The 25,738-nt window shown below is 70.5% G+C and carries 22 protein-coding genes; 14 read left to right on the top strand and 8 right to left on the bottom strand.

All coding sequences use genetic code 11. The annotated features are described in order from the left end of the window. Together J8M50_RS47585 and J8M50_RS47580 are read left to right on the top strand one after the other, a co-directional pair. Entirely contained in the window at positions 1 to 432 is a 432-nt protein-coding gene (locus J8M50_RS47585) for a peptidase inhibitor family I36 protein (protein ID WP_010359545.1), read from the top strand. Continuing rightward, positions 429 to 1,319, top strand: a complete 891-nt coding sequence (locus J8M50_RS47580; RefSeq protein ID WP_010359544.1) for a hypothetical protein — start codon at positions 429 to 431, stop codon at positions 1,317 to 1,319. The genes J8M50_RS47585 and J8M50_RS47580 overlap by 4 nt, the downstream gene beginning before the upstream one ends. An 85-nt stretch (positions 1,320 to 1,404) precedes the next feature. On the opposite strand, the gene J8M50_RS47575 is transcribed toward J8M50_RS47580, so the two are convergent. Then, positions 1,405 to 2,616 carry a cytochrome P450 gene (locus J8M50_RS47575; RefSeq protein WP_010359543.1) on the bottom strand — a complete coding sequence of 404 codons (1,212 nt, stop codon included), beginning with the start codon at positions 2,614 to 2,616 and terminating at the stop codon, positions 1,405 to 1,407. A 114-nt stretch (positions 2,617 to 2,730) separates the two neighbouring features. On the opposite strand from J8M50_RS47575, the gene J8M50_RS47570 reads away from it, so the two are divergent. From J8M50_RS47570 to J8M50_RS47550, 4 genes are all read left to right on the top strand, one after another. Next, a complete protein-coding gene (locus tag J8M50_RS47570) occupies positions 2,731 to 3,399 on the top strand; it encodes a TetR/AcrR family transcriptional regulator (RefSeq protein ID WP_223786451.1) in 669 nt (222 codons plus the stop codon). Between the two features lie 601 nt (positions 3,400 to 4,000). Further along, positions 4,001 to 4,432: a YybH family protein gene (locus J8M50_RS47560; protein WP_010359541.1), complete on the top strand. Its 432-nt coding sequence runs from the start codon at positions 4,001 to 4,003 to the stop codon at positions 4,430 to 4,432. A gap of 27 nt (positions 4,433 to 4,459) precedes the next feature. Further along, positions 4,460 to 4,837, top strand: a complete 378-nt coding sequence (locus tag J8M50_RS47555) for an MmcQ/YjbR family DNA-binding protein (protein WP_010359540.1) — start codon at positions 4,460 to 4,462, stop codon at positions 4,835 to 4,837. Continuing rightward, positions 4,834 to 5,169: an MmcQ/YjbR family DNA-binding protein gene (locus tag J8M50_RS47550; RefSeq protein WP_010359539.1), complete on the top strand. Its 336-nt coding sequence runs from the start codon at positions 4,834 to 4,836 to the stop codon at positions 5,167 to 5,169. The genes J8M50_RS47555 and J8M50_RS47550 overlap by 4 nt, the downstream gene beginning before the upstream one ends. 261 nt (positions 5,170 to 5,430) lie before the next feature. Here J8M50_RS47550 and J8M50_RS47545 read toward each other — a convergent pair whose 3' ends face one another. From J8M50_RS47545 to J8M50_RS47530, 4 genes are all read right to left on the bottom strand, one after another. Further along, entirely contained in the window at positions 5,431 to 5,799 is a 369-nt protein-coding gene (locus J8M50_RS47545; RefSeq protein WP_010359538.1) for a hypothetical protein, read from the bottom strand. Positions 5,800 to 5,979: 180 nt separating this feature from the next. Then, entirely contained in the window at positions 5,980 to 6,585 is a 606-nt protein-coding gene (locus J8M50_RS47540; protein ID WP_010359537.1) for a dihydrofolate reductase family protein, read from the bottom strand. A gap of 70 nt (positions 6,586 to 6,655) precedes the next feature. Then, positions 6,656 to 7,213 carry a snapalysin family zinc-dependent metalloprotease gene (locus J8M50_RS47535; protein ID WP_010359536.1) on the bottom strand — a complete coding sequence of 186 codons (558 nt, stop codon included), beginning with the start codon at positions 7,211 to 7,213 and terminating at the stop codon, positions 6,656 to 6,658. Positions 7,214 to 7,443: 230 nt separating this feature from the next. Next, entirely contained in the window at positions 7,444 to 9,639 is a 2,196-nt protein-coding gene (locus J8M50_RS47530; RefSeq protein ID WP_010359535.1) for a PA14 domain-containing protein, read from the bottom strand. Between the two features lie 91 nt (positions 9,640 to 9,730). Between J8M50_RS47530 and J8M50_RS47525 the strand changes: the two genes are divergently transcribed. Both J8M50_RS47525 and J8M50_RS47520 read left to right on the top strand, forming a co-directional pair. Next, positions 9,731 to 10,282 carry a TIGR03086 family metal-binding protein gene (locus tag J8M50_RS47525; RefSeq protein WP_010359533.1) on the top strand — a complete coding sequence of 184 codons (552 nt, stop codon included), beginning with the start codon at positions 9,731 to 9,733 and terminating at the stop codon, positions 10,280 to 10,282. 243 nt (positions 10,283 to 10,525) lie between these two features. After that, entirely contained in the window at positions 10,526 to 11,074 is a 549-nt protein-coding gene (locus J8M50_RS47520; RefSeq protein ID WP_010359532.1) for an RICIN domain-containing protein, read from the top strand. Between the two features lie 45 nt (positions 11,075 to 11,119). On the opposite strand, the gene J8M50_RS47515 is transcribed toward J8M50_RS47520, so the two are convergent. After that, positions 11,120 to 11,869: a FadR/GntR family transcriptional regulator gene (locus tag J8M50_RS47515; protein ID WP_075692264.1), complete on the bottom strand. Its 750-nt coding sequence runs from the start codon at positions 11,867 to 11,869 to the stop codon at positions 11,120 to 11,122. Positions 11,870 to 12,108: 239 nt separating this feature from the next. Here J8M50_RS47515 and J8M50_RS47510 point away from each other — a divergent pair, with 239 nt between their 5' ends. Together J8M50_RS47510 and J8M50_RS47505 are read left to right on the top strand one after the other, a co-directional pair. Next, a complete protein-coding gene (locus J8M50_RS47510) occupies positions 12,109 to 14,928 on the top strand; it encodes a PQQ-dependent sugar dehydrogenase (protein WP_010359530.1) in 2,820 nt (939 codons plus the stop codon). Positions 14,929 to 14,940: 12 nt separating this feature from the next. Next, a complete protein-coding gene (locus tag J8M50_RS47505) occupies positions 14,941 to 16,620 on the top strand; it encodes a ThuA domain-containing protein (RefSeq protein ID WP_010359529.1) in 1,680 nt (559 codons plus the stop codon). A gap of 33 nt (positions 16,621 to 16,653) precedes the next feature. Here the strand turns inward: J8M50_RS47505 and J8M50_RS47500 are convergent, their stop codons facing one another. After that, positions 16,654 to 19,101, bottom strand: coding sequence for a glycoside hydrolase family 95 protein (locus J8M50_RS47500; RefSeq protein ID WP_050987397.1), 2,448 nt, complete (start codon positions 19,099 to 19,101; stop codon positions 16,654 to 16,656). Between the two features lie 33 nt (positions 19,102 to 19,134). Next, entirely contained in the window at positions 19,135 to 20,040 is a 906-nt protein-coding gene (locus J8M50_RS47495; protein WP_010359526.1) for a CE1 family esterase, read from the bottom strand. 253 nt (positions 20,041 to 20,293) lie between these two features. On the opposite strand from J8M50_RS47495, the gene J8M50_RS47490 reads away from it, so the two are divergent. From J8M50_RS47490 to J8M50_RS47475, 4 genes are all read left to right on the top strand, one after another. Beyond that, positions 20,294 to 22,672 carry a ricin-type beta-trefoil lectin domain protein gene (locus J8M50_RS47490; protein ID WP_010359525.1) on the top strand — a complete coding sequence of 793 codons (2,379 nt, stop codon included), beginning with the start codon at positions 20,294 to 20,296 and terminating at the stop codon, positions 22,670 to 22,672. Further along, positions 22,669 to 23,937, top strand: a complete 1,269-nt coding sequence (locus J8M50_RS47485; RefSeq protein ID WP_010359523.1) for an ABC transporter substrate-binding protein — start codon at positions 22,669 to 22,671, stop codon at positions 23,935 to 23,937. Before J8M50_RS47490 ends, J8M50_RS47485 begins: the two co-directional genes overlap by 4 nt. Before the next feature lie 118 nt (positions 23,938 to 24,055). Then, the gene (locus tag J8M50_RS47480; RefSeq protein ID WP_010359522.1) at positions 24,056 to 24,910 is read left to right on the top strand and encodes a carbohydrate ABC transporter permease; all 855 of its coding nucleotides are present in this window, start codon (positions 24,056 to 24,058) and stop codon (positions 24,908 to 24,910) included. Then, positions 24,910 to 25,737: a carbohydrate ABC transporter permease gene (locus J8M50_RS47475; RefSeq protein ID WP_010359521.1), complete on the top strand. Its 828-nt coding sequence runs from the start codon at positions 24,910 to 24,912 to the stop codon at positions 25,735 to 25,737. Before J8M50_RS47480 ends, J8M50_RS47475 begins: the two co-directional genes overlap by 1 nt. Position 25,738 lies beyond the last annotated feature (1 nt).

The raw sequence follows: 25,738 nt of genomic DNA, 5'->3' as shown, positions 1-25,738 counted from the left end.
ATGAGAAAACTGACCATCGCACGCGCGGCGACGGCACTCGGTTCGGTGGCGGCGATCACGCTGGGAGGGATCCTGGCCGGCTCGCCCGCCTCGGCCGCCTCCAACTGCCCGCCGGGCTACCACTGTGTGTTCAAGGACATCCAGGGCGACGACCAGCGCCACAACTACTTCGACAGCGACTCCAGTTTCACGAACGACTCCTTCACCAACGGCGGTGGGGTGGTCAACGACAACGTCACCGCGGCCAGCAACTCCTCGTCCGGCGGGTACGAGAGCCACTACTACCGGGACGTCAACCACGTGGGCTTCCTGTTCTGCGTGAACCCCGGTAAGCAGACCGGGCAGTACTTGCCCGCCAGTGCCAACGACAAGGCGAGCTCGCTGCTCCTCAGGCCCAGGACGATCGTCCCATGCTTCAACCTGGACGGATGACCTCCGGCCTACGGGAGGACCTCGGCGGCCACCGGCCGCCGAGGCACCTCACCGTGACAGCGCTGCTGTTGCCGGTGGCCGTGGCGCTCGGCACAGCGTGCTCGGGTGCTCCCGCCGCCGGCCCCTCCCCCGCTCCGGACACCGTCCCGCCCCACTGGCTCCCGCCCATCTACGCCGCCGTGTACGACACCGCGCAGGTCGGCGGCCAGATCACCGCGGCGCAGGGCAAGCTGATCGCGCGCTGCATGAGGAAGGCCGGATTCACGTACCCGGACCTGGACCCTGCCGAGATCGGAACCCCCGACCGCCCCAAGCCGTTCGGACTGGAATCTCTCGAACAGCCCCTGGTGACGCGAGAGAGCCCGATCACCGAGAAGCCAGGCCCCGTGGACCAGGACTATATGCGGGCGCTCTACGACGAGCGCGGCTGCCAGGCGCAGGCCGACGCGCGGCTGTTCGGGGAGAAGAAGAACCTCAAGAGCTGGTCGCAGACCCGCGTCGGGCTCTACAAAGCGGAGGTGGAGGCGAAGAACCTGCTGTGGCGGGAGCCCGGCTTCACGTCGCTGAACGCGCGATGGGCCGCTTGCATGAAGCAGGCGGGATTCGTGTTCCGTGATCCGTTGCAGGTGCTGGACGGCCTCCCCCCGAAAGCGACGTTCCGGGCCGAGCCGACCGCACGGGCCGATGTGACCTGCAAGGACAGGACCGGCTATCTGCGGTCGGCGTACACCGGTCTCGCCATGGCCCAGCGGCACGCGCTCACCAGGAGTCCGGACCTCCTCCCCACCTGGAAGCTGCTGCTGCGGCGGCAGTGCGATGCCGCACGGCAGATCCTGGCGCAGCCCGCAGCCGAATCCGGCGGTCCGTCCCCCTGTCCGGCTGCCTGACCTCCCTCGCAGAAAGTTGGAACGCCTCCGGATGAGCCCGGCCCGCGCCGGGCTCACTGCCTGGAGCCGCCCCGCTCCGCCGCGGTCACCAGGTGACGGGCAGTGCGGTGACGCCGCCGGTGAGGGTGGTGCGTACCTCCAGCTCGTCGAGGGCTTTGGCGAGCCGCAGGCCGGGCAGGCGGTGGGCCAGGGCGGCAAACACGACGCGCAGTTCGACGCGGGCCAGGCTGGCCCCTATGCAGAAGTGCACGCCGTGGCCAAATCCGAGATGGTTGCGCTCCGCGCGGTCGGGGTCGAAGATCTCGGCGTCGGTGTAGGCGGTGGTGTCACGGTTGGCGGCGTTGACGGACAGGATCACGGCGTCGCCGCGGTGGATGGTGACGCCGGCGACGTCGAGGTCGGTGTGGGCGTACCGCAGCAGCCCGAGGTCACCGGGCGCGCCCATGCGCATGATCTCCTCGACGGTGGCGTTGACCCGGCCGGCCGGGTCGTCGGCCAGCGCCCGCCACTGTTCGCGGTGGGTCAGCAGGAGGAGTGTGCCGAGGCCGATGCGGTTGACCGTGGTCTCGTGCCCGGCGAACAGCAGTCCGACGCAGAGCCGGATCATCTCGTCGTAGTCGTAGTCCGGGTCGGTGCTCTGGGCACGGACGATGTCGGAGATCACGTCCTCGCCCGGCCGCCCGCGTTTGGCCTCGGCGAGGCCGGTCATGTAGCGGCTGAACTCGTCGCGCGCGCGGTGGGCGTCGTCGCCGATGGCGAAGTTGGACATGCGTCCCGACAGCGAGGCGAAGTACTCGTGGTCGTCCTCGGACACCCCGAGCAGCCGGCAGATGACCGCGACCGGCAGCGGGAAGGCGAGGCCGGCGTGCAGGTCCACCACGCCGTCGGGGGCGTCCGCGTGGTCGGTGATCAGCTGGTCGATGCAGCGGTCGACCAGGTCCCGCACGTGGCCGGAGAGCATCTGCATCCGCTTGGCCGAGAACGCCGGGGTCAGCAGCCGGCGCATCCTGCTGTGGTCGGCCTCCTCGGTGTCGTAGTTGCCCGAGGGGCCGTCGAGTATCGCGGCGGAGGTGATGCGCGAGGCCCGTTCCGGTTCGGGGTGGGAGCGGCCGAGCCGCTTGTCGCCGAGCAGGTCCCGGACCTCGTCGAAGCGGGTGACCAGCCAGGCGGGGTCCCCGGCGGGGGTGGTGACGGGCGCGACCGGAGCCTCCCGGCGCAGCACGGCGTAGAAGGGGGCGAGGTCGAGAACGTTCGGACGGGTGAAGGGCAGTTGCAGGCGCTCGGCGGCAACGCTCATGGCTCTCCTCCGGTGTTCCTTCCGGTGGCCCGACCGTAGCATTTTGCTGTCAGTGGCTGCCAATAATGTTCGCGCCAATCGGCCCGCGCGCAAGGGCCTGCCTAAGATCACCCGATGGAGGACTTCAGAGCGGGCGCCGGCCGCACACCTCGTCGGGGCCGGCCACCCGTGAGCAGCGAACAGCGCGAGCGGCAACGCCTCGGCATCTCCCGCCATGCCGTGCGGCTCTTCGCCGAACGGGGCGTCGCCGCCACCTCCGGCGAGGAGATCGCGAAGGCCGCCGGGGTCTCCGAACGCACCCTCTGGCGCCACTTCCGCACCAAGGAGAGCTGCGTGGAGCCCTTGCTCACCCAGGTGGTCGACGCCTTCCGGGCGGCCCTGCGCACCTGGCCGCCCGGCATCGAACTGACGGAGCATCTGCGCGAGGCCTACCGCCCGGTCCTCGACTCGTCGTCCGACGCGGACATCGAGGCCGTCCACGCCGTGGTCCGGCTGACCCGGTTCGAGCCCGGGCTGCGCGCCGTCTATCTCGTGCTCGGGGAGCGCGCGGAGGACTCCTTCGCCGAAGCGCTGGCCACACGGGCAGGCCTGCCGTCCGACGGGTTCGAGGTCCGCTCGCAGGCCGCCGCCATGAACGCCGTGTTCAAGGTGGCGACCGACCTCCTCGCCCACGACACGGCGGACACCGGCCTCACTCCTGGTCTGCTGCACCACCACCGCGAACAACTGGCGGGGGCGCTGAGCCTCGTCACCCGGGGGCTCTCGGCCAGACAGAACGACTGACGCAGGCCCCCGGCGCGAGTCAGGTGCGCTCTCTCGGGACGCTCACCGGCCGCGGATGGGGTGCTGGTCAGGGCTGCCTCAAAGAGGCCGATCGGAGCGTGGGCCGGAGCTGTTGTCCGGGTGTTCTGCCCGTGCTGCCCAGGCGGCGGGCTTCGAGGAGGCGGGCGGTCGCGGCATCCAGGACGTCCGGCTCGAAGAGGATGAAGGGCCGGTGACGTTGGCGGGCGGGTGCCAGCACTGGGTGCGTCCGGGGCGTCCCCAGAGCCATTGGCCGGGGGCGGCGGTCCGGGTGATGTGGTCGACGTCGTGCTTGAGTACGCCGGACGTCACGAGGATCAGGTAGTGGTCATCGTGATCGGTGTGGAAGTCCCCGATCGTGGTGACCTCCAGTGCTGTACGGGGTGCCGACCGGCGGCTGGAAGCCGAACAGCGGGGTGGGGCTCTCGTCCGGTTGTCCGCCAGTGACCATCATGTGCCCGCAGTTCAGGGCGGTGGCCGGTCAGGCGCGGGACAGAGTGGATCTCGGGTCCGCGACGGCGGGCCGCCGGTGCCGTCCGGTACCGGAGTTCACACACGCCGAGCGTCCACGGAGGGACACGCGATGAGCGTCGACAAGGCCGCGATCAGCAGGACCGTTCTGGAGCTGGAGAAGTCGTTCAACGAGCGGTGGAGCGCCGGTGACAACCGCGGCTACCTCGACAACTACGCCGAGGAGATCAGCTACTTCGACCCGATCCTCAAGGACGTGATCGTGGGGCGTGACGAGGTGATCGCCCACATCGACGCGGCCTATACCAACCCACACATCGTGCGCAGCGAGTACCTGAACCCCGTCGTGCACGTCAGCGAGGGCGGCGACTTCGCGGTCCTGGCCTACAACCTCGACACGTACGTCCTCGACGACGACGGCAAGGAGCGGCAGCTGCGCGCCTGGAACTCCACGGAGGCGTACCGGCTGGTCGACGGCGAGTGGCGGATCGTGCACTCCAACTGGGCGTTCAGCCAGACCACGACCGAGGCGATCGCGTCCTGACGGTACGGAAGGAAGGAGGCGCGCGGTATGGACGGCGCGGAAGTGCAGCGGCTGGCCGCTCAGTACGCCGAGGGGCTGCCCGGCACCGTACTGGAGCACCCGTTCGGCCCCGAGTGGGACGTGCACAAGGTGCGCGGCAAGGTGTTCATGCTGGTCACCGAGGTGACCGGGGAACCGATGGTGATCCTGAAGTCCGCGCCCGACGACGCGGTGGCGCTGCGTGCGCAGTACGCGGAGATCACTCCCGGCTACCACATGAACAAGAAGCACTGGATCACCCTGCACGGCGGTGTCCTCGACGAGGGCCTGGTCGAGGAGTTGGTCACCGACTCCTACCGGCTGGTCGTCGACCGCCTGCCGAGGGCGCAGCGGCCGGTGGACCCGGGCGCCGGGGGCGGGCGGTGACCCTCGCCGGGGAGCAGTTGCAGCGGGCGGCGCGCCGGACGGCCGACGCGCTGCCCGGCACCACGAGCAGCCGCCCCTTCTCCCCCGGCCTGGACGTCCGCAAGGTCGCCGGAAAGGTCTTCCTGATCGTCACCGACGACCCCGGCGAGCGGATCATCACCGTCAAGGCGGAGCCGGAACACGGACGGCGGCTGCGCGCGACGTACCCCTCGGTCGGCGTGGGCCGCTACCTCGACAAGGCCCACTGGATCTCCGTGGGCGCAGGCCCGGGCGTCACCGCCGCCCTGGTCGAGGAACTGGTCACCGACTCCTATGACCTCGTACGGAGCTGAGGAAGCGCTCCGCGTCGTGAGGCATGAAGACGGTGAGCAGGGTTGTGGTCGATCACATCCGGGGCGAACACCTGGTCCGCCCCGGCGACGTCGCCGGTATCTTTCGATCGCTATCTCGTAGCTGCGGATGGACGGAGACGTTTCCGAACGCGATGAGTTCCTGGGCCCGGGCGGAAGTGGCGTCCCGGGTAAGGACCTTGACGGAGTACTTCTTGTCGGCGACGAGAGCACGGACAATGGGTATTCCAAAGAGCGCGCGCTTCAGACCATCGCGTGCAGCAAGTCGGCCACCACGTCCGGCCGCTCCAGCGCGATGAAGTGGTCCGCTCCCGGTACCTGCGTGAAGTCGGCGGCGGGCAGCGCGAGCGGGCCGCGATGAGGCTGGGCATGTTCCGGTACAGGGCGCGGGCGACGGCCGGGACGCCTGCCCGACTGGAGGAGTTCGTCGAGGTAGTCCTCCCGGAAAGCGGCCTTGTCGCCGACGCCGCCTTGCAGGATTCTGCGCAGGACGGGCTTGGGCTCCTGCTCGGCGATCACCTTGCCCACCCCCGGGGCGATGATTCCGCCGATGACCATGCGCGCGAGGAGACCGGACCGGGCGGTGCCGTCGCGGTAGTCGTACGGGTTCACCGCGACGACGCGCCGTACCCTGATCGCGGACGACTACACCGTCTACGCCCTCGACCTGCCGGGCCGTGGCGGTCGCGTTGCGGGAGACAGGGCTGCGGGGAGTGCTGGGCGGCGAACAGGCGGCGCTGTCCGCGCACGCAGCACTGGAAGCGCGGGGCGGCCGAACCCGCTGCCCGTGGACTAATAACTGTCGTAGCTGGGCTCGCCGTTCGGTCGGTAGACGCCGACCACCGTGCCGCCCTTCGTCGTCGACACGCTGACCGGCTCCAGCGCGGCGGGGATCGCCCCGTCGGCGAACAGCCGCTTGCCGGTGCCGATGATCACCGGATGGATGGTCAGCCGGTACTCGTCGACGAGGCCGTGCCGCATGAGGGTCTGGGCGAGGTCGCCACTGCCGACGACGTTGATGTCGCCGCCGTCGGATGCCTTCAGCGTCCGTACGGCATCGGTGACGTCGCCCTCCAGCAGCGTGGAGTTCTGCCACTCCACCGACGCCAGGGTCCTGGACGCCACGTACTTGTGCATGCTGTTCATCCGCTCGGTGAACGGGTTGCCGGGATCGGCGGTCGGCCAGTACGACGCGAAGATCTCGTACGTCTTACGCCCGAGCAGCATCGCGTCGGACGACTCGTACCACCCGGCGATGGCCGCACCGACCTCGTCGTCACTCACCGCCTTCTGCCAGCCGCCGTACGCGAACCCGCTCTCGGCATCCTCGTCCGGACCACCGGGCGCCTGCATGACGCCGTCCAGCGACAGGAACGTACAGACAACGATCTTGCGCATGGTGCGCTCCTTTCATCGAGAGGTAGACCGCACCAGCGCAGGAAATTCATCGGTGGCTGTGACAGTGGGCTCAGGGCGCGTCGACGAGGGTCCGGCCGTCAGCGGGTGCGAGCGCGGCGCTCGCGTAGGCGGACTGCACGCGGGACTTCTCCCTCGCGTCGGGTACGGCGTTGGTGCAGGCCGTACCGGCGCTCGAACCCGACATCAGCTGGGAGCAGGGGCCGGGCTTGGTGTCCGGCAGGCCGAGGCTGTGGCCCAGTTCGTGGGCGGCGATCCGGGTCTTGTCGTAGCCGTCGCTCACGGCCTGGCTGCCGAGTTCGACGCGGACCTGACGGCCCGGGCGGACGGGGCCGAGTGTGGCCTGCGGCCAGCCCGTGGTGGCGACGATCACGATCTCGGCCGTGGTGCCGGGCGCCGCTTCCACCAGCCTGACGTTGCTCACGTTCGCGTTCCACGAGGCGACTCCGGCCGCGATCGCGGCTTCCCAGCCTCCGGCGCGGGTGTCGTCGTACCGAAGGGTCACGGCTGCTACCCGGGTACTCGCGGGGGCGGCGGTCGCGACGCTCGCCATGGCGAGGGTGAGCGCCGCGGCGCACGTGCCTGCCTTGAGCCATGTGCTGAGGGGCATTGCTGCTCCTTCATCCGTGGGGGGAGGTCCGGCACCGAAGGGCGCGCCGTCGGCCGCTCTTCGGGGCCTTGCGATCGTATGCCCCGGAAGCCCTTCAGGTCATGCACCTGTCATGATTATTCTCCGTCAGCAACCCCTTCGGAAAAGGAAGTTGCGGAGGGCCCAGGCACTGGGATGCCACCGACGCACACGGCTCGGTGGCCTCCCCTTGACCAGTGGAGCCTCGCGGCTCAGGGTGCCTGTGTCGAGATCTCGAACGGCCTTGCCTGCGGGGCCGATTCGGTGCCGTCGGCGGCCACGGCCGTGACGACGTAGTAGTAATACGCCCGAGCCGGGACCGGGTCCGTACAGGTCGGCTGTGTCACGCCGGAGGCGATGCGGTGCTCAGGGGTGAAGACGTCCGAGGCGGACGTGGACCGGTAGACGTTGTACGAGACGGTGGTCCCCTGGTCGCACGCTCCCACCTCCCAGTCGAGCCGGACAAAGTCAGCGCCCCTGCCGCCCCCGGTGATCCGGGGAGTGGCCGGTGCGGTCATCGCCGGGCAGGGCACGGTGGCCTCGGCCGTCGGCGAGAAGTCGGACCACATGCTGTATCTGCTGACGGCGCGGACGACGTAGTACCAGGTCTTTCCGGCGGGCACGTTCTCGTTCGTGAACGTCGTCCCGGTGACGAGCGGGGAGACCGAGTAGGCCGACGTGGGGTCCGAGGAGGTCGTGCGGTAGACGTAGTAGCCCGCCACGTCGGCCGACGTGCTCGCGGTCCACTCCACGGTGACGTTGCCGTTCACGGCCGTCGCGGTCGCCGAGGCGGGTGCGGCCGGTTTCTCGCGGACCGGCAGGCGCTTGCCGTAGACGGTGCCGTAGCCGGGCTCGGGCAGGGGGGAGACGTTGCCGGCCGCGTCGACGGCGCGGACGGTGTAGCCGAACTGCACGTCGACCTGGGCGGCGGCGTCCAGATATACGGCGCCCCGCACCACGGCGATCTCCTCCCACGCGCCGAACATCGGCTTGCGCAGGACGAGGTAGTGATCGGTGTCGTCGGTGTTGGCCGTCCAGGCGAGGTGGACGCCGTCGGTGCCGTTCCACGCGTCCAGGCCGTACGGCATGTGCGGCGGGGTGACGTCGCCGGTGCGGGTGGCCGAGGCCGTCGCCGACGGGTTCGACTCCGTGCCGTGTGCCGTGACCGTCCTGACCTGGTAGTGGCGCGCCCGGCCGACGGGCGCCGTGACGTCGTCGTAGGCGGAGCCGGTGACCGGGGTCCCGGTCAGCCGGGTCCAGGGGCCGTCGGCCGACTCGGCGGCGTAGACGTGGAACCGGTGGGTGGCGTCGCCGTCGTACCGCCAGCCGACGGTGTTGCGGTCGACCCAGCCCTGGGCGGAGACGCGGGCCGGCGGGAGGGGTTTGGGCTCGGTCGTGGCGAGCTGGACGGGCGCGGAGTACGCGGAGGCGTTGCCGGCGCTGTCCAGGGCCCGTACGCGGTAGTGGTAGGTCGTGCCCGCGGTGGCGCCGGGGTCGGTCAGGGCGGTGCTCTGCGTGGGTACGGAGAGGGAGGCGTACGGCCCTTCGGGCGTGCGGGAGCGCTGCACCTCGTAGGCGCTCGCTCCGGTCACCGCGGACCAGGAGAGCCGGGCGCCGAAGTCGTCGTACGTGGCCGTGAGTCCGGTCGGGGTGGCGGGGGCCTCCTTGTCGGCGCTGACGACGCGTGCCGGGGCGGACAGCGGGGAGAGGTTGCCGGAGCGGTCGACGGCGCGCAGGGCGTACTCGTACGTGGCGCCGGTGGCCGGGGGTGTGTCGGTGAAGCCGGTGCCGGTGACCGGAGTGCTGGTGCGCTGACTCCAGTCGCCGGTGCCTGCGGTGCGGCGGTAGACGCGGTAGCCGGCCAGGTCCAGCTCGGGGTTGCGGGACCAGGTCAGGGTCGCCCTCAGGGTGGCCGGGGCGTAGCCGGCCTTCACGCCGGCCGGCGCCAGGGGTGCGGTCCTGTCGGCGGCACCGGTGACGGGCTGGTAGGTGAAGGCGATGTCGGCGGCGCCGGTGAAGGCGGCGAAGTCCACGCGCAGGGTGTGGGTCCCGCGCGGGACGGTGAGGCGGAGGGTCTTCCTCTGCGTCCGGCTGACGTCGCGCCACAGGTCGATCTTGCGGGAGCCGTCGAGGTAGACGCGGGCACCGTCCTGGACGGCGACGGTGAGGTCGAAGGGGCCGCCGGAGCCGAAGTCGCGGGTGGTGGTCCAGCGGACGCCGAACCTGTCCCTCGGCAGGGTGACGCCGGCGGGGTCGCCGAGGCCGTAGTTCTCGGCGACGGAGGTGTCGCAGACGGTGGCCTTCGGGGTGCCGGTGAGTGTGGTGTTGGCGTAGTACTGGGCCTTCCACACGCCGGCCGCGCAGCTCACGGCCGCCTGCGCGGTGGCGGGGAAGGCGAGTCCGGTCACCGTCGCCTGCTGGCCGCAGCAGACCGATGAGTTCTTGTCCCGCGAACCGTCTGTCTGTGTGACCGCATCGCGCGACCGAGGAGAAAAGACCGTGATCGACCTGAAGCCGGCCTGCCGCCAGATGATCGACGTGCTGGCCGGCGTGAGCGATGAGCAGCTCACCAGTCCCACTCCCTGTACCGAATACACCGTCCGTGACCTCATCACCCACGTCGACGAGGCTTCTCAGGGGTTCGCCGGCCTCGCCCGCAAGGGCACCGACGCAGCCAGCACTGAGCTGAATGCCGCGAACCCCGGCGACGACTGGCGGGGCAGCGTCGCCAAGAACGTGCAGGCGCTCGGCGACGCCTGGGACGACCCGGCGGCCTGGCAGGGCACGACCGTCGCCGCGGGCGTCGACCTGCCGAACGACACCTGGGGGAAGGTCGCACTCACCGAGATAGTGGTGCACATCTGGGACCTCGCCGAGGCCACCGGCCAGCCCTTCGACCTCCCCGACGACACGCTGCAAGCCTGCTACGCCCACGTGGCCGCGTTCGTCCCGAACGCTCCCGTCGAGGGCCTGTGGGGCCCGGCCGTCGAGGTCCCCGCCGACGCTCCGCTCCTCGACCGGATAGTGGCCATCACAGGCCGGCGCCCGTAGCGCTCCACGCCTTGATGAGAGCGCTCGATCTCCGCCTGTGACAGCGGCCCCGGAATGCGTGGCGGCACCCCGGCCCAACGCCCGCCACGCATTCCGTCCCCTCTGGCAGGTTCGCGGCAGGTTTCCCTGTACTTAGCCGCCGAAGCGCCGACGGCGTCGAATCGGCCGCGTCCGCCTGGCAGCATCGGGGTCCGAGGACGGCCGTCCCTGTTCCGATCAGCGATGTGTCAAGGGGAGACAGGCATGGTGCATACAGAAGAGCTGAAGACGGACGCGCAGTCCGCCGTCCGGACGGCCCTCGGGCGTTTCGCCCGCCGTGGTTCGGCGGCGGCCCTCGCCGTGGGGATGTCCCTGGGGGCCCTGTTCATGAGCACGACCCCCGCCTCCGCCTATGTGGGGGAGAACTTCCTGCGCAACTGGGAGACCGGGCGCTGTCTGGACGCCGACAACACGGGAAGCATCTACACGCTGCCCTGTCAGCAGGGGAACGCCTACCAGACCTGGGAGCCGATCTACATCCGCCACAGCACCTCTGACATGGTCCAGGTGAAGAACAAGGCCACCGGCAGGTGCCTGCATGTCAACGGCAACGGCGCGCTGACGACCTACTGGTGCGACTTGTCGGGCAACCCCAGCGCCAACCAGAGCTTCCTCGCCGTGGGGTCGAGCTGGGACCAGGTCGAGTTGTCGAACGTCCTGTTCCGCACCTGCGTGGACAGCAATTACGCCGGCGCCGCCTATGTGACGGGCTGCAACGGCGGCGGCTACCAGAAGTGGAAGCTGGGCTTCTAGAACAGCCGACGGCGGTGACGTGGCTCGGCTCCCGTCACCGCCGTGTCAGCCGAAGACCCGTCGCTGGATCTCGCGCCGGTAGTCCTCAAGCGTGTTGTCGAGGTGCACGGCGGCGGCCCCGGCCGCCTCGTCGGGCTTCCCGTCGCGGATCGCCCGGTAGATCGCGGCATGCTCCTCGACCGCCTCGGGCGCGTGCCCGCCCACCGTGCCGTGCAGCCCGATCGTGCTGGACTGGCGTTGCAGGCGACGGGATTCGCGTACCGAGGCGACCAGGAACTGGTTGTGCGACGCGACGGCGACGGCGAGGTGGAAGTCGTCGTCGCCGCGGTCGAAGAGTGCGGCCTGCCCGGCCAGATGCCCCTGCCGGCAGGTCTCGACGGCGGCTTCGATCGCGCGCAGCTCGGCCGGGGTCGCGTGGATCGCCGCGAGCCGGCTCGCGGCGGTCTCCTGGATGCGGCGGAACTCGAACAGCATGTAGACGTGGTCGAGGTCGGTGGGCAGGAAGAACCCGCCCCAGCGCGACGAGCCCAGCATCCCGTCGTCGTCGGCGACGTAGAGCCCCCGGCCCTTGTGCGCCCGGACCCGCCCGATCGCCGAGAGGATCTTGACCGCTTCACGGACCACGCTGCGGCTGGCGTCGAGCCGCTCGGCCAGCTCTTTCTCGGTCGGCATCCGGTCGCCGGGCCGTAGCCCCGACTCGGCGATGAGCTGGAGGATCCGCTCGGCGGCCACCTCGTACCCCGGCCGATACGAGCCGGTCGGCTGGGCGGCGCCGCCCACTGTCGCTTCCACCATGTCGAAAAACCTACAGCACGGTCCGAGATCAACAGATGAGTCGTATACATCACCTCGTCCCCACTCTTGACTGGTCTCGGTCAAATCTCGCTACTATGAGGATTTAGCGCATCTTGCCGCATCCATGAGTCGCATACATGCCGACGCTTCACCTGGCCGCAGTAGCGACGGCAGGCACCACGCAACGCCCCCTTTTCTCCCGCTGCGCCTCCCCCTGCCCTCCTGACGGAGCCGATGCCGTGAAGAGACTGATCGCAAGACGCCTGACCGCGGTGGCCGTGCTGATCGCGGCGACCCTCGTCGTGCCGGCGTTCGTCGCCCCCGTGCCCGCGTCGGCGCACGCGGTGAACGCCGCCGACTTCCAGCAGATCGAGCTGGCCCGGGGCGTCGGCGAAGTGGGCGAACCCATGTCTCTGGCCGTGCTGCCGGACCGCTCGGTACTGCACACCGCGCGGGGCGGCGTGCTGCGCCGCACCACCGCCGACGGGGCCACCAGCGTGATCGGCACCCTGCCGGTCTACACGCACGACGAGGAGGGCCTCCAAGGCATCGGAGTGGACCCGGGGTTCACCGGCAACCGCTTCATCTACCTGTACTACGCGCCCCCTCTGTCCACACCGGGCGGTGACGCACCGGACAACGGGACGGACTTCTCCGCCTGGAACGGGGTCAACCGGCTGTCCCGGTTCACCCTGAACGCCGACTTCAGCCTGAACATGGCCAGCCAGGTGACCGTGCTGGAGGTCGCGACCAGCCGGGGCATGTGCTGTCACGTCGGCGGGGACATCGACTTCGACGCGGCCGGCAACCTCTACCTGTCCACCGGCGACGACTCGAACCCGTTCGCCTCGGACGGGTACGCCCCGATCGACGAACGCACCGGCCGCAACCCCGCGTACGACGCGCAGCGCAGCGCCGCCAACACCAACGACCTGCGCGGCAAGGTGCTGCGTATCAAGGTGAACGCGGACGGGACGTACGCGATCCCGGCGGGGAACCTGTTCGCCCCGGGCACCGACCGGACCCGGCCGGAGATCTACGCGATGGGCCTGCGCAACCCGTTCCGGTTCGGCGTGGACAAGGCCACCGGCGCGATCTACCTCGGCGACTACGGCCCCGACGCGGGCACGGCCAGCAACACCCGCGGCCCCGCCGGACAGGTCGAGTTCGACCGGATCACCGCGGCCGGGAACTACGGCTGGCCCTACTGCGTGGGCAAGAACACCGCAGCGGAGACCTACGTCGACTACACGTTCCCGTCCGGACCGTCCGGGAGCCGGTTCAACTGCGCCGCGCCGGTCAACAACTCGCCCCACAGCAACGGGCTGACCAGCCTGCCCGCAGCACGCCCGGCGTGGATCACCTACGACAACTGCTCGGTGGCGGCGTTCGGTTGCGGGTCCGAGTCCCCCATGGGCGGCGTGGTGTACCGCTACGACGCGGCGAACCCGTCGCCGGTGAAGTTCCCCGCCGCGCTGGACGGGCACGTGTTCCTCGCCGAGTTCGGCAGGCGCTGGCTGAAGACGGTCGACGTCGAGGCCGACGGATCGGCCGGGCAGATCAACGACTTCCCGTGGCGCGGCACCCAGATCATGGACACCGCGTTCGGCCCGGACGGCGCCCTGTACGTGCTGGACTACGGAACCGGCTGGGGCAGCGGCAACGCGGAATCCGCCCTCTACCGCATCGAGTACAACCCGGCCGGCAACCAGGCGCCGACCGCGCGGGCCGCCGCGGACCGGACGTCCGGGCTCGCGCCGTTGACGGTCGCCTTCTCGTCGGCGGGCTCCTCGGATCCGGAGGGCGGCGCGCTCACGTACCGCTGGGACTTCGGCGACGGCGAAACGTCCTCCTCGGCCGATCCGAGCCACACCTACACGGACAACGGCCGGCGCACCGCCACCCTCACGGTGACCGACCCGGCCGGGCGCACCGCCACCGCCGGCGTGACGATCACGGTCGGCAACACCGCCCCCACGGTCACACTGACCCAGCCGGCCGACGGCAGCCTGTTCTCCTTCGGCGACACCGTGCCGTACACGATCACGGTGTCGGACCCGGAGGACGGCACGGTCGACTGCGCCCGGGTGAAGCTGACCTACCTCCTGGGCCACGACGACCACGGCCACCAGATCACCTCACGTACCGGGTGCTCGGGAACCCTGCCGATCCCCGTGGACGGCGAGCACGACACGGCGGCGAACCTGTTCGCGGTGTTCGACGCCGAGTACACCGATCTCGGCGGGGGCGGCCAGCCCGCGCTGACCACGCACACGCAGCACACCCTGCAACTGCGGCACCGCCAGGCCGAGCACCGCACCGCCCAGTCGGGCACGGGCCTGTACGACAAGGCGGGTGCCGAGGGCGGCAGGACCGTCGGCGACATCCACAACGGCGACTGGATCGCGTTCCGTCCCTACGCGCTCAGCGGGGAGACCCGGTTCACGGCGCGGGTGTCGTCCGGCGGCGCGGGCGGCACGCTGTCCGTACGGACGGGTTCGCCGACCGGGCCCATGCTCGGTTCGGTCGCCGTGCCGGTGACCGGCGGGTGGGACACCTTCAGGGAGGTCTCCACCACGCTGACGGGCGTCCCGTCCGGCACCGTGACGCTGTATCTGACGTTCTCCGGCGGCAGCGGCTTCCTGTTCGACGTGGACGCGTTCACGTTCGGCGCGCCGGGCGGCGGCACCGGCGGGCAGATCACCGGTATCGGCGGCAAGTGCGTCGACGTCGCCGGCGGCAACTCCGCCGACGGCACCCGGGTCCAGTTGTGGACCTGCAACGGCGGCGCCCAGCAGCAGTGGACGGTCAACGGGAGCACGCTGCGCGCCCTGGGCAAGTGCCTGGCGACCGCCGGCGGCGGCACGGCCGACGGCACAGCGGTCCAGCTCGGGACGTGCGACGGCTCCGCCGGACAGAACTGGTCCGTGCAGGGCGACGGCACCATCCGCAACGGCGGCAAGTGCCTGGACGCCGAGGGCGCCGGCTCCGCCGACGGCACCCGGCTGATCATCTGGACCTGCACCGGCGGCACCAACCAGAAGTGGACGTCGTCCTAGGAGGGCGAAGACATGAAACGCTCGTTCACCCGGCGCGTGCTCGGCTCGGTCGCCGCCACGCTCGCCGTTCTCGCGTTCGGCTCCAGCCCGCCGGCGGGCGCCGCCGACGCGCCGTACGACGTCCTGGTGTTCTCCAGGACCGCCGGGTTCCGGCACGACTCCATCCCCGCCGGGATCAAGGCGATCCGGGAACTGGGCGCGGCGAACGGCTTCACGGTGACCGCGACCGAGGACTCGGCGCAGTTCACCGCCGCGAACCTGGCCCAGTACGAGACGGTGGTGTTCCTCAACACCACCGGGGACGTGCTCAACGGCGCCCAGCAGAGCGCGTTCGAGTCCTACATCCGGGGCGGGGGCGGGTACGTCGGCATCCACTCGGCCGCCGACACCGAGTACGACTGGCCGTTCTACGGCGAGCTGGCCGGCGCGTACTTCGCCTCGCACCCGGCCGTCCAGCAGGCCACCGTCCGGGTCGAGAACCGGGCGCACCCGGCCACCCAGCACCTCGGGCCCGCCTGGGTCCGCACCGACGAGTGGTACGACTTCCGGAGCAACGTCCGGGCCGGCGCCCGGGTGCTGGCCACGCTGGACGAGTCGACGTACTCCGGTGGCGCGATGGGGGCCGACCACCCGCACACCTGGTGCAAGCAGGTCCAGGGCGGACGCTCCTTCTACACCGGCAACGGCCACACCCAGGCGAGCTACGCCGAGCCGGGCATGCGGTCGCTGGTGCTCGGCGGCATCCGGTACACGGCGGGCCGGGCCAAGGCGGACTGCCGGCCGGAGAACGGGTACACGCCCCTCTATGACGGCGCCACCACCGGCTGGTCCCAGGCCGGTCCGGGGGGATTCAGCAACAGCGACGCCACCCTGACGTCGTCCGGCGGGCTCGGTCTGCTCTGGTACAGCACCAAGGAGTTCCGGTCCTACTCGCTGAAGCTGGACTGGCGGATGGCCGGGGACGACAACTCCGGGGTGCTCATCGGCTTCCCGCCCGGCTCCGATCCGAACACGTCGCTCACCCAGGGCCATGAGATCCAGATCGACGCCACGGACACGCCGGACCGCACCACCGGCGCGGTCTACGGCTTCCAGGCGCCCGACATCGCCGCCCGCGACGCGGCGCTCAACCCGCCGGGCGAGTGGAACACCTTCGAGGCGCTGGTGGAGGGCGAACGCGTGCAGGTGTTCCTGAACGGCGCCAAGGTCAACGACTTCACCAACACCGACCCGGCGCGCTCCCTGGTCTCCGGGCACATCGGCATCCAGAACCACGGCGACGGCGACGAGGTGTCCTTCCGCAACATCCGGATCCGGGAGCTGGGCGGCACCGCGCCCACCCCGGGTCGCATCGTGGGCACCGGCGGCAAGTGCGTCGACGCCGGCGGGACCGGCGCGAGGCTCCAGCTGTGGACCTGCGACGGCGGCACCGACCAGCAGTGGACGCGGGACGGCGACACCTGGCGCAGCCAGGGCAGGTGCATGACCGTCACCGGTACCACCGACGGCTCTCCCGTCCAGTTGTCGGCCTGTGACGGCGGCCCCGGACAGAACTGGACCACCGGCAGCGCGCTCGTGAACCCGCGGTCGAACAAGTGCCTGGACGCGAGCGGAGCAGGCAGCGCCGACGGCACCCCGCTCATCGTCTGGACCTGCCACGGCGGCACCAACCAGCGCTGGACACTGCCCTGACCGTTCTCGCGCCTCGTACGGCACCGGCCGGTTCTACACGCCGGGCTCCACGATCGGGCCCGAACTCTGGCCGGTCGCGCGGTAGGTGTGTCCGGCCCGGCCGGTGAACTCGATCAGGTCGGGCTCGGGCTTCACTGCCCGCACCTGTTCGCCGCTCGTCATGTCGCGCAGGTCGTGGGCGCCGGTGAACATCCCGCTGCGGATCCGGACAGTGCCGGTGCGGTCGGGGGTGACGGTCAGCTCGGTGAGCCGGCCGTCGTGCCACACCGCGCCGACCGTGTGGCCGCCGCGTCCGCGCAGTCCCGTGACGCTCCCCGTCGGCCAGGCGGGCGGCAGTGCGGGCAGCACGTGGAGTTCGCCGTGGTGGCTGTGCAGCAGCATCTCCGCGATGCCCGAGGTCGCGCCGAAGTTGCCGTCGATCTGGAAGGGCGGGTGCAGGTCGAACATGTTGGGCGCGAGCCGGTCCGTGGTGACGAGGTCGCGCAGGAGTTCGTGGGCCCGCGCGCCCTCCTCCATGCGCGCCCAGTAGTTGATCTTCCAGGCGAGCGACCAGCCGGTTCCGGCGTCGCCGCGCAGTTCCAGGGTGCGCCGGGCGGCCTCGAACAGTTGGGGCGTCCCGCGCCGGGTGATCTCGTTGCCGGGGTGCAGGCCGTACAGGTGGGAGATGTGCCGGTGGCCGGGTTCGGTCTCCACCCAGTCGTGGAGCCACTCCTGGATATTGCCGCGCGAGCCGATCTTCATCGGGGCCAGCCGTCGCCGGGCCGACCGGACCTGTGCGCGGAAGGCGGCGTCGACGCCCAGCACCTCGCTCGCGGACGCGCACCCGTCGAACAGGGAGCGCAGGATCTGCATGTCCATCGTCGGGCCCGCGCACACGCTGACGTCCGGATGGTGGGTCAGTTCCGGTGAGTTCGACGGGTTGGTGACCAGGTGTCCCAGGCCGGGGTGGGGCACCAGGGTGTCGAGGAAGAACCGGGCCGCGCCCTTCAGCGCCGGATAGTTCCGCCGCAGGAACTCGACGTCGCCGGTGAACCGGTAGTGGTCCCAGATCAGGGACGCCAGCCAGGCGCCGCCGGTCTGCCACATGCCCCACACCGCGCCGTCGACGACCGAGGTGCCCCGCCACGCGTCGGTGTTGTGGTGCGTGACCCAGCCCCGGGCGCCGTACTGCGCCTGCGCGGTGCGGGCGCCGGTGGCGGTGAGGTCGTCGATCATCGCGAACACGGGCGCGAGGCACTCGGCGAGGTTGGTCGTGTCGGCGGGCCAGTAGTTCATGGGCAGGTTCGCGTTGATCGTGTACTTCGAATCCCAGGACGGGGTCAGCTGGTCGTTCCAGATGCCCTGGAGGTTCGCCGGCTGGGTGCCGGGCCGCGACGACGAGATCAGCAGGTACCGGCCGTACTGGAACAGCAGCGCGGAGAACTGCGGGTCGTCGGCCGAGCCGTGCTGTGCGATCCGTACGTCCGTCGGCTGGTCGGCCGCCGGGGTACGGCCGACGTCGAGGCTGACGCGGCCGAACAACGCCTGGTAGTCGGCCACATGGCGGGCGCGGAGGGTGTCGTAAGCGACGCCCTGGGCGGCGTCCAGGTGGGTTCGGGCGATGCCCTGGTAGTCGCCGTCCACGGTCCGGTAGTCGACGTAACTGGTGCCGATCGAGACCAGCAGCGTCACGCTGTCCGCGCCGGTGACCCGCAGCGTGCCGCCGGAACTGGTGACGCTTCCGCCCTCTGCCACCGCCTTGGCCAGTGCGAGGAAGCGGACCGTGCCCGCGATGCCCCGCATGTCGCCGGAGACGCCGTCCAGCGCGATCGTCGTACCGTCCGGGCTGGACAGCGACGTGCGCTGCGGGCTGGCGAAGGTGGCCGAGAACGTGATCGAGCCGGGCGTCCGGGCGGTCAGCCTCATCACGATCACCTGGTCCGGTGCGCTGGCGAACACCTCGCGCCGGTAGCTCACGTTGTTCGCGGTGTAGGTGACGGCCGTCGTGGCGGTGGTGAGGTCGAGCAGACGCTCGTACGCGGACACCGCGCTCCCGGCCGGGAAGGTGAGCCGCAGGTCGCCGACGGGCTGGTAGGCGAGCTGGGCCGCGGGGTCGCCGAGCATCGTCTGGTTGATCAGGTCCTGCGCCTGCCCCCACTGGTCGGCGAACACGAGCTGCCGGATCCGGCCGAGGGCGGCGGCGCCGCGCGGGTTGTCGTAATTGTGGGGGCCGCCGGCCCAGAGCGTGTCCTCGTTGAGCTGGAGCCGTTCCGTGTCGGTGTTGCCGAACACCATCGCGCCGAGGCGGCCGTTGCCGACCGGCAGGGCGCGAAGCCACTCCGCACCGGCCGCCTCGTCGTACCAGAGCGCCAGGTCGCCCGCCGCCCGCACCTCACGCGGCACGGTCGTGTCCGCGCGGGCGGTCGCCGTCCACCCGGTCCGGCCCAGCACAGCGCCGGCCACGCCCAGTCTCATCGCCTGCCGTCGTGTCGGATCGGGCATCTGGCTCTCACCTTCCTGTGGCGTGCGCGGGACTCAGTTGAACCGGGTGAAGAAGCGCCACACCTCCCCTTTGACCCAGCTCCTGGCGCCGCTCTCGCAGCCGGCGCACCCGTCCACGGGGCCCTGCTGATGGCCGCCGTCGAACGCGGCCCAGACGACCGGACGGCCGTCCCGGCAGCCGGAGTAGGCGGTGACCGTGTGGGTCAGGCTGCCCCGTGCGGGCTCGGGCGGGTTCTGCGGGGTGCAGCCGTTGTTGCGGACGAACCTGTCCCGCAGCGCGCGGCCGTTCTGGATGGTGTCGGAGACGCCGTGGATGCCCAGGTAGGCCACGGGCCCTGTGCCGCCGGCGCATCCGCTGATCGGTCCGGGGGCGGCGATGGCCGCGACCGCGCGGAAGGCGGCCGGCCGGGCGCAGGCGAGCGCGTAGCTCATGGCGCCGCCGTAGCTGAATCCGACGGAGTACACCTGCGCGGTGTCGACGCACAGGCCCCGGCCGAGGACCCGGAGCATGTCGTCGGTGAAGGTCACGTCCTCGCCGTTGGTGTTGGCCCAGCCGTTGCCGATGCCCTGGGGCGCGACGAAGATCGTCGAGTTGTTCGCCTGGGACAGCATGCCGTAGTAGGCCCACGCGTACCCGTCGCTTCCGCCGGAGGCGACGTCGTTCGCGGTGCCGCCCCACCAGTGGAAGCCGAACGCGAGGCGGTAGGGGCGGTTCCTGTCGTAGTTGTCCGGGATCTTGAGTGTGAAACTGCGGGTCTTGCCGCTGCTCTGGATCGTGTGGGTACCGCTGGCCAGTGCCGGGGCGGTGCCGCACCCGGCGCTCGGCGCGGACGCCTGCGGCGGAGGAGCTCCCGTACTGCCGTGCGCCACGCCGCCCGTGGCCACGACCAGCAGGGCCGCGGCCACGACGGACCGGAACAAGGATCTGCACTTCATCATCACGCCACTCCACTCCACTACGTTGTGGGGGTTCGCCGTACACAGGGGCTACGCGTGAAGTTCGAATGAGTCCGACTCATCTGCGTCGATCGGATGCTCAAACGTCCCCTATGGAAGCGGCAGGTCCCACTGTCGTCAAGGGATCGCGCGATGAGTCGTATCCATCCATTGCATGTACATGATTCATATGGTGCACTGAGGGCTGCCTAGGCAGGGGCGTTCGCCGGATCCATCCCACGTAGAAGGAGATCCCGTGTTCGCATCCTTGTCCCTGGCGGTGCGGGCCTTAGTGGCCGGCGTGGCGTTGACCGCCGCGACGGCCGTGACCGCCCCGGCCCCCGCCGCCGCCTCCGAGGCCACGCCCACGCTGTACGCCTCCCCGTCCGGTACCGGTACCGCTTGTTCGGCCGCCGAGCCGTGTTCGTTACCCGCCGCGCAGGCCGCGGTGCGCTCGCTCGTCGGGGCGATGTCGGACGACATTGTCGTCGAGCTGGCCGGCGGGGTGTACCGGCTGTCCGCGCCCCTGCGGATGACGGCGGCGGACTCCGGCACCAACGGCCACCGTGTCGTGTGGCGGGCCGCCCCCTCCGCGCGCCCCGTGATCAGCGGCGCCCGCGCGGTCACCGGCTGGTCGGTCGCCGACGCCGGGAAGAACATCTGGCGCGCGGACGTCGCCGCCGGGACCGACACCCGGCAGCTGTACGTCGACGGCGCGATCGCCACCCGCGCGCGGACGCAGGTGAACCGGTCCTCGTTCACCTTCACCAACACGGGCATGACCTTCTCCGACCCCGCGCTGGGCTACCTGAACAACCTCGCGGGCCAGAGCCGGGTCGAGGTGGAGAGCGTCAACTCGTTCACCGACCGCTACTCGCCGGTGCAGGGCATCCGCGGGAACGTCGTCACGATGCGGCAGCCCGCGTGGAACAACAACTCCTTCGGCTACGACACGCTCACGGCGCCGTTCCGAGCCGGCCCGTTCTACCTGGCCAACGCGTACGAATTCCTCGACTCCCCCGGCGAGTGGTACATCAACCCCGGCACGGGCTCGCTCTACTACATCCCGCTGGCCGGACAGAACATGAGCACCGCCCGTGTGGAACTGCCGGTGCTCCAGTCGCTGGTGAACGTCGGCGGCACCTATGACGCGCCCGCGCACGACATCACGTTCAGCGGGATCACGTTCACCGGCACGAGCTGGCTCGGCCCCAGCGGCGACCAGGGGTACGCGGACCAGCAGACCGGCGCCTACCTCGCGGGCGACTGGAACTGGCCCGCCGACCGGCTGACGTCCTGCCAGAGCGGCTGCCGCCAGTTCGAGGCGGCCCGGCCGCACTGGAACCAGATGCCGGCCGCCGTGCAGGTGTCCGCCGCGCGCGGCATCACCTTCGACGCCGGCGAGTTCGTCAACCTGGGGCAGACGGCCATCGGCATCGGCAACGACGCGAACGCCCATGCCAGCGGGGTCGGTCTGGGCGCGAGCGACATCACGGTCACCCGCTCCGAGATCGCCCGCAGTTCGGCGGGCGGCATCGTCGTCGGCGGTGTCCGTGCCGACGCGCACCATCCCGGCGACCAGCGGATGACCAACCGGAACATCACCGTCAGCGACAGCCGCATCCACGACCTCGGCCTGGAGTACCGGGGCAACGTGTCGGTCCTGACCACGTACGTCACGACCACGGACGTGTCCCACAACGAGGTCTACAACATGCCCTACTCCGGCATGTCGATCGGCTACGGCTGGGGCAGCAACGACGCGGGCGGCAGCAACCACTACGCGGGCCGTGGCCTGTACGACTACCAGCCCCGGTACACGACACCGACCACCGCGTCCGGCAACCGGCTCACCGACAACTACGTCCACGACGTCATGCAGCAGATGAACGACGGCGGCTGCATCTACACCCTGGGGTGGAACCCGAACGCCGAGATCAGCGGCAACCACTGCCTGCGGACCAACGGCTACTTCGGCCTCTACTTCGACGAGGGCTCCCGCTACTACACCGCCACCCGCAACGTCTTCAACGCCACCGGGACTTGGGCCACCGCCAACTACGGGGGCGGGGAGAACATGGGCAACTGGACGGTCACCGACAACTGGTCGACCAACGGCAGCACCAACGTCGTGAACGGCGACCGCGGCAACGTCGTCCGCGGCAACACCACCGTCACGGGCGGGAACTGGCCGTCCGGCGCCCAGGCCGTGATGGCGAACGCCGGACCGCGCGGCGGCGTCGACCCGCAGGCCGGCGCGATCGTGGGCAGCCAGTCGGGCCGCTGCGTCGGATTCGGCGGCGCGAACCCGGCGGGCGGCGACCAGGCGCAGCTCCGGGACTGCACCGGCGACGCGAGCCAGCGTTGGACCCACAGCTCGGGCAAGCAGCTCGTCCTGAACGGCACCAAGTGCCTGGACGCCTCCGGGCAGGGAACCGCCAACGGCACCAAGGCGATCGTCTGGGACTGCCACGGCGGCACCAACCAGCAGTGGAACGTCAACGCCGACGGCACGATCACGGGCGTGCAGTCCGGGCTGTGTCTCGACGCCAGCGGCAGCGGAACCGCGAACGGCACCCTGATCCACCTCTGGTCGTGCCACGGCGGAGCCAACCAGAAGTGGAGCCTGCGATGAGACCTCACGCACAGTGGACGGCCGTCCTCCTGACCGTCGCCGTCCTGGCCGGCTGCGGCAGCGCCTCGGGGCCGAAACCGTCGTCCGGCGGCGACAAGGACAAGCTGGTGGTCTGGGACTGGAAGTCGGGGGACAAGGCCGCTGCCTCCTACCTCGCCAAGGCGAAGGCCGACTTCGCGAAGAAGCATCCCGACGTCACCGTCGAGTTCGTGGCCCAGCCGTTCGACCAGTACTACACCCTGCTCGGCACGGCCATCCAGGCGGGCAAGGGGCCGGACGTCATGCTGTTCAACGGCGGCGGCCAGATCCGCGACCGGACGGACGCGCTCGTCCCGCTGGACCCCTACGTCGCCGGGGACCGCAACCGCCTGGTGAGCTGGAACGCGTTCAGCAAGGACGGCAAGACCTACGCCTCACCGGTCACGCTCCAGGGTCACCCCATCTACTACAACAAGAAGCTGTACGAACGGGCGGGCCTCGACCCCGACCGGCCGCCCGCGACCTGGGACGCCTTCGTCGGCGACTGCGCCACGATCAAGAAGAGGACCGGCGTCGCGTGCGTCGCGCTCGGCAACAAGGAGGGCGACGGCATCCAGTTCTTCCTCTCCGGGCTGGGCTCCGGCGCGCTCACCGGCCAGGAGTACGACGACTGGATCGCCGGGAAGCGGGACTGGACGTCCCCGCACGTGAAGCGGATCTTCGAGTTGTGGAAGGAGGCCGACGCCGACGGGCTCAACAACAAGGGGGCCAACTCGACGGCGATGTTCAACGATTCCTTCGCGCTCTTCTCCTCCGGCAAGGCCGCCCACGTCATCGGGCTGATGTCGGACGTCGGGCACTGGAAGGACTTCGGCGAGTTCCTCGCTCCCGGCGACATCGGCGTCATGCGGGCGCCGGTCATCACCCCCGGGGCGACGCCGAGTCTTCCGTACGACGGCGGTATCGGGTACGCGGTCGCCAAGTGGACCGCCGATCCGAAGCTCGCCGCCGACCTGGTCCGCTCGCTCACCTCGCGGGACGCGCTGGCCGCGTTCTACGCCGACGCGGGCGCGATCGTCGCCGACCCCTCCGTCGACGTGTCGAAGGGCGGCCCGGCCGTCTCCACGATCGTCTCCGAGATCAAGAGCGGCAAGCCCGCCCTGCACGTGGCGCTCTCCTCGCGGACCCTCGATCTGATGGGGCGGCTGTCCCAGCAGCTGCTGAGCGGGTCGGTCGCCGTCGACGAGGCGCTGAAGCAGCTCGCCGCCTCCGATCGGGAAGGCTGACCGGGTGCCGCTCGATGGCGCGCCGCCCCCCGTCCGTCCGGCGCCGGCCGAGCGGACGGGGCCGTCGGCCGCAGGGGGTGCGCGCCCTGGTGGCCGCCCGAGGTCTCGCCGTCCTGGTATGGACCGTTTCGCGCCGTACGTCCTGGTCGCCCCGGCGGTGCTGGTCGTCGTCGCCCTGCGGCTGTACCCCCTGGTGCTGGGCGTCAACTTCTCCTTCACCGGCGACGGGAAACTCGACGGGGCCTCCGTCGGGCTGGACAACTACACGGCCCTCTTCGACGACCCGCTCTTCCGCCGCGCGCTGCGCAACACGGGAGTGCTGGTGCTGCTGCTCCCGGTGGCGGTCGCCGTTCCCGGGCTCCTCGCGACCTTCATCCACCTGCGCGTTCCGGGGCACCGGTTCTTCCGCGGCGCCTACTTCTTCCCCGCGGTGCTGTCGCCGGTGATCGTCGGCGCGATCTTCAACCTCCTGCTGGCCTACGACGGCCCCGTCAACACGCTGCTCGGCGATCTCGGGCTCGGCCCGGTCGACTGGCTCGGCGATCCGGACATCGCGCTCTACACGGTCGTCGGCGTCCATGTCTGGGCGACCTTCGGGATGGCGCTGGTGGTGTTCCTCGCCGGGTTCGCCACGCTGGACTCCTCGCTGCTGGACGCGGCGCGGATCGACGGCGCGTCGGTGCCCCGGATCATCTGGCACGTGATCGTCCCGGGGCTGTCGCGCACCATCCAGTTCGTGTTCGTGACCACGATGATCGGAATGCTGACGTCGATGTTCGGACTGCTCTACGTGATGACCGGCGGCGGCCCGGGGGGTTCCACCTATTTGCCGGAGTACTACATCTGGATCCAGCAGGGCCAGTTGAACCGCCCGGCCCTCGCCTCGGCCGCGTCCACCGTGCTCTTCCTCGTCATGGTGGTGGTGGGGCTGCTCCAGATCGGCGTGCTCCGCCGCTCCGGCAGGGCGGAATGATGTCCGCTTCCCGGACGGCCAAGTGGCTGGTGGCCCTCGCGATGGCGGCGCTCGCGCTGGCCACCGTCTATCCGCTGGTGTTCACCACGAACGTGGCGCTGAAGACGCGGCACGAGTACGTCCTCGACCGCTTCGCCCCCGCGCACTCCGCCCGCCTCGACAACCTCTCCACCGCGTGGAACAGCGCCGGAATGGCACGCTACTTCGTCAACTCGCTCGTCGTGGTGACGTGCTCGGTCGTCCTGTTGCTGCTGATCGGGTCGATGGCGGGCTTCGCGCTGGGCCGGCTGCGGTTCCGTGGGTCGCAGGCGCTCTTCCTCGGCTGCCTCGCGGCCCTGTTCGTCCCGTTCCAGGTCATCATGGTCCCGCTCGCCCGGACGATGACCGGCCTCCACCTCATCGACACCCATGCCGGGCTGGTCCTCGCCTATGTCGCGCAGTTCCTCCCGTTCACCGTCTTCCTGATGGCGAGCTACTACGCGCACGTCCCGGCCGAACTCGTCGACGCGGCCAGGGTCGACGGCAACACCCTGTTCGGCGTCTACCGGCGGATCATGCTGCCGCTGGGTGCCCCGGCCCTGGTCTCGGTCGGCGTCCTCAACGCGCTGTTCTGCTGGAACGACGTCCTGATCGCCCTGCTGATGATGCCGTCGGCCGAGAACCGCACCCTGATGGTGGGAGTCACCTCGCTGCGCGGACAGTACGCGGACGACATCCCGACGTTCGCCGCCGGTGTCCTGATCGCCGCCGTGCCGATGCTGCTGCTCTACCTCCTGTTCCAGCGTCACATCGCCGAAGGCGTCACCGCCGGTTCCACGAAGGGCTGAC

It is taken from the genome of Streptomyces acidiscabies, from assembly GCF_020010905.1.
Lineage (GTDB): Bacteria > Actinomycetota > Actinomycetes > Streptomycetales > Streptomycetaceae > Streptomyces > Streptomyces acidiscabies.
The sequence above is the reverse complement of the archived record's forward strand: the minus strand, read 5'-3'. Positions and strand labels throughout refer to the sequence as shown.